General features: G+C 32.6%; 12 protein-coding genes and 1 tRNA gene. 8 read left to right on the top strand and 5 right to left on the bottom strand.

All coding sequences use genetic code 11. From position 1 onward, the window contains the following. Positions 1-117 precede the first annotated feature (117 nt). Positions 118-1,140 carry a 4Fe-4S dicluster domain-containing protein gene (locus ACLGLP_RS07665; RefSeq protein WP_492112693.1) on the top strand — a complete coding sequence of 341 codons (1,023 nt, stop codon included), beginning with the start codon at positions 118-120 and terminating at the stop codon, positions 1,138-1,140. Then, a complete protein-coding gene (nrfD, locus tag ACLGLP_RS07660) occupies positions 1,127-2,338 on the top strand; it encodes an NrfD/PsrC family molybdoenzyme membrane anchor subunit (protein WP_492112692.1) in 1,212 nt (403 codons plus the stop codon). Before ACLGLP_RS07665 ends, nrfD begins: the two co-directional genes overlap by 14 nt. Positions 2,339-2,462: 124 nt before the next feature. Here nrfD and hpt read toward each other — a convergent pair whose 3' ends face one another. The 4 genes from hpt to ACLGLP_RS07640 form a co-directional block, all read right to left on the bottom strand. Continuing rightward, positions 2,463-3,008 carry a hypoxanthine phosphoribosyltransferase gene (hpt, locus tag ACLGLP_RS07655; RefSeq protein ID WP_492112691.1) on the bottom strand — a complete coding sequence of 182 codons (546 nt, stop codon included), beginning with the start codon at positions 3,006-3,008 and terminating at the stop codon, positions 2,463-2,465. Between the two features lies 1 nt (position 3,009). Then, complete coding sequence (gene gyrB / locus ACLGLP_RS07650) at positions 3,010-5,421, bottom strand: DNA topoisomerase (ATP-hydrolyzing) subunit B (protein ID WP_492112690.1); 2,412 nt, start codon at positions 5,419-5,421, stop codon at positions 3,010-3,012. 53 nt (positions 5,422-5,474) lie between these two features. Next, positions 5,475-6,596, bottom strand: coding sequence for a DNA polymerase III subunit beta (gene dnaN / locus ACLGLP_RS07645; RefSeq protein ID WP_492112689.1), 1,122 nt, complete (start codon positions 6,594-6,596; stop codon positions 5,475-5,477). Positions 6,597-6,673: 77 nt separating this feature from the next. After that, a complete protein-coding gene (locus tag ACLGLP_RS07640) occupies positions 6,674-8,068 on the bottom strand; it encodes an NAD(P)/FAD-dependent oxidoreductase (RefSeq protein WP_492112688.1) in 1,395 nt (464 codons plus the stop codon). A 61-nt stretch (positions 8,069-8,129) separates the two neighbouring features. Here ACLGLP_RS07640 and ACLGLP_RS07635 point away from each other — a divergent pair. Beyond that, a tRNA-Gly gene (locus ACLGLP_RS07635) sits at positions 8,130-8,204 on the top strand. 1 nt (position 8,205) lies between these two features. Here ACLGLP_RS07635 and ACLGLP_RS07630 read toward each other — a convergent pair. Further along, positions 8,206-8,817, bottom strand: coding sequence for a hypothetical protein (locus tag ACLGLP_RS07630; RefSeq protein ID WP_492112687.1), 612 nt, complete (start codon positions 8,815-8,817; stop codon positions 8,206-8,208). 515 nt (positions 8,818-9,332) lie between these two features. Here ACLGLP_RS07630 and rimP point away from each other — a divergent pair. From rimP to ACLGLP_RS07605, 5 genes are read left to right on the top strand one after another with little or no spacing between them, the layout of a single operon-like run. Next, the gene (gene rimP, locus ACLGLP_RS07625) at positions 9,333-9,800 is read left to right on the top strand and encodes a ribosome maturation factor RimP (protein ID WP_492112686.1); all 468 of its coding nucleotides are present in this window, start codon (positions 9,333-9,335) and stop codon (positions 9,798-9,800) included. Between the two features lie 23 nt (positions 9,801-9,823). Then, positions 9,824-11,080, top strand: coding sequence for a transcription termination factor NusA (gene nusA / locus ACLGLP_RS07620; RefSeq protein ID WP_492112685.1), 1,257 nt, complete (start codon positions 9,824-9,826; stop codon positions 11,078-11,080). Further along, positions 11,073-11,318: a YlxR family protein gene (locus ACLGLP_RS07615; RefSeq protein ID WP_492112684.1), complete on the top strand. Its 246-nt coding sequence runs from the start codon at positions 11,073-11,075 to the stop codon at positions 11,316-11,318. Before nusA ends, ACLGLP_RS07615 begins: the two co-directional genes overlap by 8 nt. After that, positions 11,315-12,388 carry a prephenate dehydratase gene (gene pheA, locus ACLGLP_RS07610; protein WP_492112683.1) on the top strand — a complete coding sequence of 358 codons (1,074 nt, stop codon included), beginning with the start codon at positions 11,315-11,317 and terminating at the stop codon, positions 12,386-12,388. The genes ACLGLP_RS07615 and pheA overlap by 4 nt, the downstream gene beginning before the upstream one ends. Further along, the gene (locus tag ACLGLP_RS07605; RefSeq protein ID WP_492112682.1) at positions 12,316-12,864 is read left to right on the top strand and encodes a hypothetical protein; all 549 of its coding nucleotides are present in this window, start codon (positions 12,316-12,318) and stop codon (positions 12,862-12,864) included. Before pheA ends, ACLGLP_RS07605 begins: the two co-directional genes overlap by 73 nt. Positions 12,865-12,869 lie beyond the last annotated feature (5 nt).

The following is a 12,869-nucleotide window of genomic DNA, read 5'->3' as shown; positions in this document are numbered from 1 at the left end:
CAACTTTTTACTGCTCACGGTTTTGAATATGTAGTGGCAGTTACAGCAGCGTTTGTGTTTATATTTATTTATTATCTTCTTAGCACAGAACGGAAATATTAAAAAGGGGGAAAGTTTATGAAACTAAGTAGAAGAGAATTTTTGAAGAAATTAGGATTCGTTGTAGGGACCTCTATTGTGACTGCCCCTTCAATCTCTCAAGCTTATACCAAAGAAGATGATCCATCTATATATGCAACCGGTAACAAAGCTAATAAAAGGGTTTGGGAAATATATGAGAAAAGAAAAAAGAAGCACCTTCCACCTCCAGAGGAACCTTATGGAGTATTAGTAGATGTATCTAAATGTATTGGATGTAGAAGATGTGAATGGGCATGTAATGAATGGAATCAAAATCCCAATAGACCTTTAAAAGAGTTTGAAGCTTCTGTTCATCAAAAACCGTCAGTTTTTGATAAGATAAGAAGACCTCATGCAGGACAGTTTACTGTAGTAAATCGTTTTTACACCAAGGACGGAACTCCTGTATATGTAAAAAGACAGTGTATGCATTGCATTGATCCTGCGTGTTATTCAGCATGTTTTGTAGAAGCTTTTAGAAAAACTCCTGAAGGTCCTGTGATTTATAATCCACATGTATGTATAGGTTGTAGATATTGTATGGTAGCATGTCCTTTTGATATTCCAGCCTATGAATATTATGATCCAATAACTCCACAAGTTACTAAATGTACCATGTGTTACGATAGAATTGTAGAAGGGAAAGTTCCTGCCTGTGTTGAAATTTGCACTGCAGGAGCTTTAACTTTTGGCAAAAGGAGTGAACTTCTAAAATTAGCTTGGGAAAGAATACATAATAATCCCGGGAAATATGTTCCTTATGTTTATGGAGAAAAGGAAGTAGGTGGAACGAGCTGGCTTTATATTTCTCCTGTTCCTTTTGAAGAAATTGGCTTCAGAATGGATTTGGGAGAGACGCCAATACCTGAATATAGCAGAAACTTTTTATTCACAGTTAAGTTTTTTGAAGTGGTAGCTGCTTGGCCGCTTGTTTTTGGTGCGTATTATCAAATTTCCAGATCTCGTAAGAAAAAACAGTCTATAAATGAGGAAAAAGGAGAGGGCCATGGCCAAAAGTAATTCTTGGTTTAGAGAAAAAATTCTTATGGGAAGAACTTTTGGAGAATTTATAAGGGATAATTTGACCATTGGAAATATGATAGCTCTTATTGTTTTAATTTTTGGAATTTATGCAATGGTTTATAGACTTATTTATGGACTTGGTCCTTCCACCAATCTTTCTGATGAATATCCCTGGGGTTTCTGGATTGGGTTTGACATTTTAGTAGGAATTGCTCTTGCTGCTCCTGGTCTTACAGTAGGAACTGCAATCCATTTATTTGGGTTAAAAGATTATCACCATATGGCTCGTCCTGTCATTCTTTCAAGTCTTCTTGGATATATATTTGCAGTATTTGCCCTTATGTTTGACCTTGGGCGTTATTATCGTGTTTTTTATTTATTAGGATGGTCTTGGGGTTTTGAATCTATTCTCTTTCTAATCGGTTGGCACTTCTTCCTTTATATCAATATCTCCCTTATAGAATTTGCCCCTGTTATATTTGAATGGCTTGATATAAAAAGACTTAGGGACTTTTTTGCTAAACTTACAATCTGGGCTACTATTTTTGGAGTAATTATCGCTGGAGGACATCAATCTGCTCTTGGTGGTTTGTATTTGGTTGTTCCTTCTAAACTTCATCCGCTCTGGTATTCAGTATTGTTACCGCCGTTTTTCCTTATTTCTGCTATTTTTGGTGGAATTTCTATAGTAATTATAGAAGGAACTATTACTCATAGGGCTTTCAAGCATCAATTGAAAGATTTTGACGAAGAAGATTTTAATAAAAAACTTATTGGTTTGGGAAAAGCTGCAGCCTGCGCTCTTTATATTTATTTAATTTTAAAACTTCTTGATTTTGCTCATTACGAAAAATGGCATTACTTAAAGGGATTTTATGGATGGTGGTATTTATTTGAATTAATCGGATTTGTTCTTGTCCCAGCTCTTATGTTTACTTCTGCAGTAAGGAATAGAATGGTATGGCTTGTAAAACTAAGTGCAGTTCTAACTGCACTTGGAGTTATCGTTAATCGTTTGAATGTTAGTATAATTGCATATAAGTGGTATATACCCTTCTCTCAAAAGTATTACCCAGCTTGGACTGAGATTGCACTTAGTGCAGGTGTAGTTACGATGTTAATTCTTACTTATAGATTTGTACTTAACCGTATGCCAGTTCTTTATGAACATCCTAAATATAAATCTGAACATTAAATTTTTTGAGCATTAAATTTTTAAAGCTTTTATTATTATGTAAGTAATAAAAACTGCACCTGTGATTCTTATTACCCAGAGATACCAGGGACTGCTCTTTAAATAATTCCATATAAATCTCTTCTTACTCATCCTTTATTACCTCTTTAATTTCTGGGAGATGTCTGAATCTTTCTGCAAAATCAAGTCCATAGCCTACTAAAAATCCTTTTTCAATTTCAAATCCTACATAATCTATAGGAATTTCAACTTTTCTTCTTTCTTTTTTGTCAATTAAAGCACAGATCTTAAGTGTTTTCGGGTTAAAGCGTTTAATATGATTGTAAAGAAACTCTAAAGTAATTCCTGTATCTACTATATCTTCCACTAAAATGACATTTTTTCCCTCTAAAGAAAGCTCAAAATCTTTAGTAATTTCAACTTTTTCAGAAGAGGTATCTGACATTCCATAGCTTTTTACCCTAACAAAATCTATTTGCACATTGGGATTTTTAAGATGTCTTATGAGATCAGCTAAAAAGATAAAGGCACCTTTAAGGGTTCCTATTAAAATTATGGGTTCTTCGTCAAAGTCTTTATCAATCTTTTCTGCCAATTCCTTTACTTTTTGCGAAATTTCTTCTTTAGATAAGACTAATCTTAAGTTTTCCTTAGTCTTTTCTGAGTTCATTTTATATGTCAAGTTCTCTGTATTCTAAAGCGTGCTGGTAAATAAATTCTTTACGAGGTTCTACATTTTCTCCCATAAGAATAGAGAAAAGTTCATCAGCTTTTTCTGCATCCTGTATACTTACTTTTTTAAGCACTCTATTTTGGGGATTCATGGTAGTTTCCCACAACTGTTTGGAATTCATTTCTCCCAGTCCTTTATATCTTTGTATAAATAATCCCTTTCTTCCTTCATCCCTTAAATATTGTAAAATCTCGTTTATAGAGAAAATCCAGTTTTCCCACACCTTAACTGAGTCTTTATAAATAATTTGAAGTTTGTAGGAGATATAGGGTTTAAGATTTTCAAATATTTTAGAAGCTTCTCTGTAATCTTTTTCTAAAATAAGTTCTGGACCGATGCGTGTTGAGATAAAACTTTCCCTTTCTGAAGATATGAAAAATTCATAATATTTGGGGTTATACTCACTTGGCTTTATTTTAGAAATTTTGAAATTAAGCTTTTGACATTCTTGGGAAAGAGATTCCATTTTAGAAATGTCTTCAAACATAGAAAGGGTATTAAAACCAGACTTTAAGAGAAGTAATATTACTTGAGAAGGATAGGTTTTTTTATAAAGATTCAAAAGAAGGCGATCAAGTTTTGCACAGTTTAAAAAGAAACTGCGAAAATCTTTAATTTCCAATTTTTCTTTAGGAAAATCTTTTAAAAAGGAAAGTTTAATCCCCTCAGCAATTCTTTTTAAAATATATTTATCAAGCTCTTCGTCGTTTTTTAAGTAAACTTCCTTTTTTCCTTCCACTACTCTATAAAGAGGAGGTTGAGCAATAAAAAGCCATCCATTTTCAATTAATTCTGGCATTTGACGATAAAAGAAAGTAAGAAGGAGGGTTCTTATGTGGGCTCCATCTATATCAGCATCAGTCATAATTATAATTTTGTGATATTTACATTTTTCGGAATTAAAATTTTCTGGACCAATTCCAGCTCCCAAGGCTGCAATTATGCTTTTAATTTCTTCAGAGGAAAGCATTTTTTCCACATTAGCCTTTTCTACATTGAGGATTTTTCCTCTTAAGGGAAGAATAGCTTGAAAACGGCGGTCTCTTGCCTGTTTTGCCGAACCACCAGCAGAATCTCCTTCCACAATAAAGAGTTCTCTTTTTTCTGGATCTTTTTCAGAACAATCTGCCAACTTTCCTGCTACTAAAAACTCTTCTATCTCGCTTTTTTTTCTTACGAGTTCTTTTGCTTTTCTTGAGGCTTCTCTTGCTTTAGCAGTAATGGTTATTTTTTGAATGATTTTTTTCGCTTCATTTGGATTTTCCTCTAAAAATTTAAGTAAACCTTCGTATACAATAGATTCAACAATAGGTTTAACTTCACTATTACCCAATTTCATCTTAGTTTGACCCTCAAATTGAGGGTCAGGAACTTTTAAAGATATAACAGCACAAAGCCCTTCCTTTACATCTTCCCCCTCAACTTTTATTTTAAATTGTTTTGGAACTTTTTCATCAGAAATATATCTATTTATAGCTTTGGTTAAGGCACTTCTAAATCCGATAACATGAGTTCCTCCTTCTTTGGTATGGATGTTATTTACATAGCTATAAAGTGTTTCTGTATATCCAGAATTGTATTGAATGGCTACCTCTACTTTTACATTATCTTTTTCTCCTGAGATATAAATTACTTTTGAATGAACAGGATTTTTTTTGGCGTTGAGAGTTTTTACTAATTCAACTATACCACCTTTAGAATGATATTTTTCTGAAAAGCCTATTCTTTCATCAATTAGATAAAATTTTATTTCTGGATTTAGGTAGGAAAGTTCCTTTATTCTTTTTTGAACCGTATCCAAATCAAATTCCAAATCTCCAAAGATTTCTGGATCAGGTTTAAATCTTACGAGGGTTCCCCTTTTTTTTGTTTCTCCCACAATTTTTACAGGACCATCTGGAACTCCCCTTTTATAAGTTTGTCTATAAATTTTCCCATCTCTATAAACTTCAGCGATTAACCATTCAGAAAGTGCATTAACAACAGATACCCCTACTCCGTGAAGACCTCCAGAAACTTTATAAACTCCGTGATCAAATTTAGCTCCTGCATGAAGTCTTGTCATTACAAGTTCAAGGGCAGAAATTCCTTCTTCTGGGTGTATATCAGTAGGGATTCCTCTACCGTTATCTTCACAGCTTGCCGATCCATCTTTGTGAAGTGTAACTTTTATTTCTGTAGCATAACCAGCTAATGCTTCATCAACAGCATTGTCAAGAACTTCCCAGAGTAAATGATGAAAACCTGAAGCATCAGTTGAACCTATGTACATTGCAGGACGAGCTCTAACTCCTTCAAGACCAGAAAGAACCTTTATACTACGAGCTTCGTAATCTTCAACAAAATTCATATTTTCTTTATACTCCTTTTTCTTTTTATTTGGAACTTGCATAAACTGCTTTACTAAAGAACCATTGGCATTACGAGATAAAGAAAGCCTTCGTCTCTATATCCCGTGATGAGTGCAGGAGTTCTCTCTTCTCCTATTTTGATTTCAACCTCTTCTGAATTCATAACCTCAAGAGCATCTAAAATATATTCTGCATTATAATTTACTGTAAGTGGTTTTCCTTCATAAATAGCATTAAGTTTAATTTGAGCTTTTCCCATCTCTGTTTCCTGAGAGGTTAAAACTATCTCATCAGGTTTTAAATCAAAGGTAATAGGCTTAAATTTTTCTGGAATAATCAGGGAAACCCTTTTTAAAGCATCAATTAAGAGTTTCCTATCTACTTTCAAGATATTTTCATAAGAGGAAGGAATTACACTTCTATAATCTGGATAGGTTCCTTCAATGGTTCTTGCAAAAAATACCGAATTTGATGTCCAGACAACTGCATAGTTATTTATGTATCCTAATTTAACTACAAGCTCTTCTTCAGCAATGTCTTCTATCTGTTTAGCTGCTTTTCTTCCCAGAATAAAACCTTCATTAAAATTAGCATTTTCTATTCCCAAAACTGATCTATCCAGTTTTACAAGCCTGTGTCCATCTGAAGCAACAGCTCTTAAAATACCTTCTTCTTTTATAGGTTCAAAATATATACCTCCTAAAACAAAATGACTTTCTTCTTTGGAAGTAGAGAAAATAGTGGTGGAGATTAGTTCAGCCAATACCTTTCCAGGGATTTCGACAGCGTTTTCTTCTATAAATTCAGGTAAACTTGGAAATTCTTCACTATCAGTAATGGCTAAGTTATAAACTATTCTTTCATTTGCATCTCTTATAATTAATCTGTGATCTTCTTTAATAAGAAAGATTTCTTCTTCTGGAAAGTTTTTAACTATTTCATAAAATTTTCTTGCAGGGACACAAAAGGCTGTTTCTCCTCCTTCTACTTCGGCAAATACTTTACCTTTATAACCTATTTCAAGATCTGTAGAAAGAAAGTGAAGATAACTCTCTTCAGGTTTATATTCTACTAAAACCATAGATAAAACAGCCATAGAAGCTTTCTTATCAGCAACACCCTCCACTTTTTTAAGAATTTTTTCCAATCTCGAAGTATCGATTTTAGCTTTCATAAATATCCCCCTTTAGAAGCGATTTTTTAAAATTATAGCATAAAATTTTGGATTTGCATTTTAAAATTTTCAAAAATTTACTTTTTAATTAAATTTAGCTCTCTTTTTATTATTTCTCTTGCAACTATTATTCCTGAGACTGAAGCCTGGATTAATCCTCTTGTGATTCCTGCTCCATCTCCTGCTACAAAAAGGTTTTTAATTTCTGTTTCAAGAGAACTGGTTAATTTAAGTCTTATACTATAGAATTTGACTTCTACCCCGTAAAGTAAGGTATAAGGTGAATTAATGCCAGGTGCGATTTTATCAAGAGCTTCAAGCATTTCTAAGATATTTACCAAATATCTATAAGGTAAAACAAAACTCAAATCTCCGGGGGTAGCAATTTTTAAAGAGGGTTTAACTGGATTTTTAGAAATTCTTGCTTCAGTTGATCTTCTTCCTCTTTTAATGTCTCCCAATCTTTGAACAAGAACTTCTTTTCCCAGAAGATTTGCGAGTTTGGCAATACTTTTTCCATATAAAATAGGATCTTTAAAGGGTTCAGTAAAGTAAGTGCTACACAAAAGAGCAAAATTGGTATTATCTGTTTTTTTATAGCTATAACTGTGTCCATTAACAGTCCATATTCCTTCTACATTCTCTATAATTACTTCTCCATAAGGATTAACACAAAAAGTTCTTACAGGATCGTCAAAGGTTTTAGAATAGTATATAAATTTAGGTTCGTAGCAAAGTGAAGTTAATTCTTCCATTACTGAAGCGGGGACTTCAACTCTTACTCCAATATCTACTGGATTAATTTGGGTAGTAAGTTTTAATCTTTTTGCTTCAGCCTCTAACCAACTGCTTCCTGCTCTTCCAGGAGCAATAACCACATATTTGGCAAAAATTTTAGTTCCATCTTCAAGTTGAACCCCTTTTATTTTTCCTTTAGAAGCTAAGATTTTGGAAACGGATTTTTCAAAAATAATATCTGCTTTTTCTAAGATTTTATCTTTAAGGTTTTTTAAAATTTCCTTACATTTTTCAGTTCCAATATGTCTTATTTTAGAAGGAATAAAGATAAGACCATATTTTGAAGCAGTTTTTTTAATCTCTTCTATTTTTGTACTTTCAGGGGCATAAACTTTTTGGGTAGCTCCCATTTTAATATAGATTTCGTCTACATAATTAATAAGGTTAATAAGTTCTTCTTTCGGGATATATTCCAGAAGGAATCCTCCTATTTCAGGAGAAAGATTAAGTTTTCCGTCGCTAAAAGCTCCTGCTCCTCCCCATCCGTGTAGCATATCACAAACTTTACAATTTAAACACCTTCCAGATTTTTCTACATAGCATTTTCTGTATTCGATGTCTTTGCCTTTTTCGATGATAATAACTTTTAGATCGCTTTTAGAAATTAACTCTAAAGCAGTGAATATTCCTGCTGGACCAGCTCCCACTATTATTACATCATAGTAATTTTTCATGTTTAAACCGCTACTTGTTAATTTTTAAAATTTAATTATAATTTTTAATTAATACAATAAAGCGGGCGTAGCTCAGGGGTAGAGCGGAAGCTTCCCAAGCTTCAGGTCGCGGGTTCGAATCCCGTCGCCCGCTCCAATCATTTAAAGTAATCCTTTAATTTTTCTATAAATAAAAAGGGATCCGAAGCAACAACAGAAGTTCCAGCATAAAGCTCCATTCCACCTATGTCTGATGTTCTCTCAAGAGGATTTCCTCTGTCAACAATTCTTGCCAAAAAGATATCTTTAGAATTAAGAGAAGGCATAAAAATTGCCATATTAAAACTCCTTACTCCTATTGCATAATAACATTTTAAAACCAAACTTATAGGAGTTGCAAATTCCAGAAGGTTGTCAGAAATCATAACAACTTCTTTTTCTTTTATGGGAGTTAGGTGAACTATAACTTTTACCTTATTATAGGTGAAAGCAAGTCCCAGACTCTTATGCACTCTATAGAAATCTTCAAAATACTCTGTTCCATAGGAGCGGAAATAAGATTTTCTTATATAATTATAAAATCTTTGTTTTCCATAGGGCTCTTCTGAGATTAATATCTGGGCATGTCCGTGAATTAAACTGGCACCAGCTTTCCATAAACAATTCCACATAAAGAAAGGATAAAGAGCGTTTTTATCATATTCGTTAGCTTTTTTATACCATTTTAAGGCAACCTCAAAAAAATCTTTTATTTTTTCTGCATCTTCCACAAAAGGATAGTGATCCTTAAATACTATAACTGCGTGAAGATAGTCATACTTTGCTATGTTACTCGCTGTAATACAGTATTTTCCTTCTATTCTTCCAAAGATATCCGACGGAGTTTGTTCAAGGGGATTGCAAAAAACTCCACCTTTACTTTTTTCAATAATCTCGTTTAAATCCTCATTTACTTTTGTCTCTATAGGTCTTTTCGCTCTCAGTTCATTGAAAAGAGTGCTTTCAAAAGTAATTTTATTAGTAATTCTTATTATTTTTTGCGTTTCGCAGTTGCCAAATTTTTTGTTTGCCCATGATTTTAAATTTTCGGGTATTTTGAGCTTTCCAGTTTTTGTATAAAAAGAATATATTCTATCAAAAAGGACTTTTTTCCTTTTTGGGAAGATTTTTAACTATTTCTTCAAGCTGGTAAATTTTTTTGATTGTATTCATTATCTTTAGTATATTACCCAATGCACTTTAAAAATCTGTAACTTTTGATATATTTGTGATATAATTTTAAACTATGCAAGAAGAAATTAAAGAAAAAATTAAAAAAATTATTGAAATACCTATTTTAAAAAAGAATATGGAGTTAGTGGATTTAGAATGGAGAAGGGAAAGGAGAGGCTGGGTGTTAAGAATTTTTATAGATAAACCAGGAGGGGTTACTATTGAAGATTGTGCTAAGATAAGTGAAATAGTAGGGGAGATATTAGACAGAGAAGACATTATCCATCATTCCTATGTATTAGAAGTTTCTTCCCCAGGAATAGAAAGACCCTTAGTAAAAAAAGAAGATTATGAAAGATTTAAAGGAGAAAAAGCTAAAATTACTTTAAAAACACCAGTTTCGGGAAGAAAAAATTTTACTGGTATTATTTTAGGAATAAAAGAAAATTTAGTGCAAATAGAAGTAGAAGGAAAAGTTTGGGAAATTCCTTTAGATAATATAAAAAAGGCAAACTTACAGCCTGAAATTAGCTTTAAGTGAATTTTAAAAGAAAGGAGATATTTATGCAAGGAGAGTTAAAAAAGATTATAGAAAGTTTAAGCAAGGAAAAGGGCTTATCAAAGGAGATAGTTGTTGAGGCACTAATTGAAGGAATCAAGGTTGCTGCAAAAAGAAAGTTTGGCAATAAAGCCCACATTGAAGTTAAATACGATGAGGAAAAGGGAAGTTTGGAAATTTATAAATTAAAAAAAGTGGTGGAAGAGGTAAAAGATAAGGAAACTGAAATATCCTTAGAAGAAGCAAAGAAAATTTCTTCCAGTATTAAAATTGGAGATATTATTGGAGAAAGAGTTGAGCTACAAGATCTTGGACGCATTGCAGCCCAAATTGTAAAACAACTTTTTTCCCAAAGATTAAGACTTGCTGAAAAACAGCTTATATATGAGGAATATAAATATAAACTTGGAGAAATAGTAAGTGGATATATTCATAGATTTGACAATAAAGGGGTAATTTTATCCTTGGGAAGGGCAGAAGCCCTTTTACCTGAAGAAGAACAAGTGCCTGGGGAAAGGTATATTAGAGGACAAAGAATAAAAGCTCTAATAATAGAAGTTTATAGACAGCAAGAACCTCAAATAATAGTTTCTCGTTCACATCCAGCTTTTGTTAAAAAACTCTTTGAAAAAGAAGTGCCAGAAATTCAAGAAGGTATTGTTAAAATTGTAGCTATAGCAAGAGAGCCCGGTTCAAGAACGAAAATAGCTGTTACCTCAACAAATCCAAATATTGATCCCGTAGGTACCTGCATTGGGGTAAGAGGTTCAAGAATTTCTGTAATTTTGGAAGAACTGAATATAGCAAAGGCAGATAAAAAAGACAGAGAAAAAATAGATGTAGTTTTGTGGGACCCAGATCCAGCTAAATTCGTTTACAATGCTTTAGCTCCAGCTGAATGCAGTAAAGTAATTGTTGATGAAAATAATAAAACCTTAGAAGTAATAGTTCCTGATGACCAATTATCACTTGCTATAGGTAAAAAGGGAGAAAATGTGAGACTTGCTTCAAAACTTGTAGGGTGGAGGATTGATATCCTGAGTGAGACACAATATTTAAGACGACAAGAACCAGAATTTTTAAGACTTCTTAAAGTAACAGGGCTTTCTGATGAAACAGCAGGATACCTTTATGAAGCAGATATCAAAGATTTAAAAACTCTTGTTGAAACTCCTATAGAAAAAATTGCTGAATTAACCAAACTTCCTGTTGAGGAAGTGGAAAAGATTGTTGAAAAAGCAAAGAAAGAAATAAGTGCCTAAGAAAGGACATATTCCTGAAAGAAGTTGTATAGTTTGTAAAAAAAAGTTGCCCAAAAAAGAATTGATTAGATTTTGTTTAAAAGGAGATAAAATAATTTTAGATAAACTTCAGAAAGAAGGGGGAAGAGGAGCTTATTTTTGTTCAGAATGCCTTCACAAGATAAAAAATTTAAAAGTAAAAAAGAGATTACTTCATGCTTTAAGAATAAAAAATAAGGTAGTAGATATAGTGTTATGAAAAACAAGCTTAAGGAACTAAGGGAACGAATTGATAAAATAGATACTCAGATTGTTGAATTGTTAAAGGAAAGAATAGAAGTTGCTAAAAAAATAGGTAAAATAAAGGAAAATATGGGTTATGAGAATTTTGACTTATCAAGAGAAAAAGAGATTTTAAATAAAATTTTGGAAATAAATCAAAAAGTATTTCCTGAAGATACTTTAAAATTAATTTATTCAGAAATTATAAAAGCCTGCAGAAATGTTCAGCAGAAAATAAAAGTAGCCTATCTTGGTCCTGAGGCAACTTTCAGTCATATAGCAGCTTTAAATTATTTTGGAACCTCTGCAGAACTTGTTCCTGTAGAAACTATAGTAGATGTATTTGAAGAGGTTAATAGCGAAAGGGTTAATTTTGGAGTAGTTCCTATTGAGAATTCTATTGAAGGGGTTGTGGCAACTACCCTTGATGCCATCTATGAGTACGGATTAAAAGTGTGTGGAGAGATTTATGAGTCTATATCTCACCATCTTATGAACCAGACCGGGAGAATAGAAGATATTAAGAAAGTGCTTTCTCATCCTCAAGCTATAGCTCAATGTAGAAAATGGTTGAGAAAGAAACTTCCTTCTGTTCCCATTGAGACTGTCCCCTCAACAGCACTTGCAGCAAAATGGGCAGCTGTTGATGAAAGTGTGGGAGCTATTGCAAGCCTTGTAGCAGCAAAACTTTATCATCTTCAAATTGTTGCTAAAAATATAGAAGATATAAAAGGAAATTCTACGAGATTTTGGATTATTGGGAAAACAGAGGTTGAACCAACTGGTAATGATAAAACTTCATTACTTTTTAGTGTGGCAGATAGACCGGGTGCCCTTTTTGATGTGCTTAAATGCTTTGCAGTAAGAAAGATAAATCTTACGAAAATAGAAAGTAGACCTTCCAAGGATGAACCTTGGAAGTATGTATTTTTCTTGGATTGTGAAGGACATATCAAGGATGAAAAAATACAGTCATGTTTGGAAGAGATGCAAAACTACTGTCTTCAGGTAATTTGGTTGGGATCTTATCCAAAGGGACAAAGATAAGATCTTTTCTTAAAAGCTTTTGCCAATTTTATGAACTGGAAAAAATCTTTCACCTTTGTGAGGTAAATCTTATTGAAAAATTTAAACTTTCTGAAAAAGAGCTTAACAGAATGCTTTATGATGTTTATATTCTTAGAAGTAATCAATTTTTAAAAAATAGATTTGCTACTATTTTGAAAGGAGAAATTCTTCATGACCTTCCATCAAAAAGAAAAGATGTTTACTTTATCTGTCTTAACAAAAATAAGGTTTTTTACCGAAAAACCCCTTTTTTAAAAGAACTTTTGCTTTATATTTTAACTCACGAGTTGGTGCACTTGGTTCGTTTTATAAGATATGAGAGCAGTTTTTATTTAAAGGATAAATGGGAAGAGGAAAAGAAGGTGCACGAACTAACAAAAAAAGCCCTGAGAGATTTTTGGTTTTTGCCATACATGAAAAATATTTTCTCTTATTTTGATAAAATATATTCCTAAACTTT

Source organism: Caldimicrobium sp. SLHALR3 (assembly GCF_058692735.1).
Note: the sequence above shows the minus strand (reverse complement) of the source record. Positions and strands in the feature narration are given on the sequence as shown.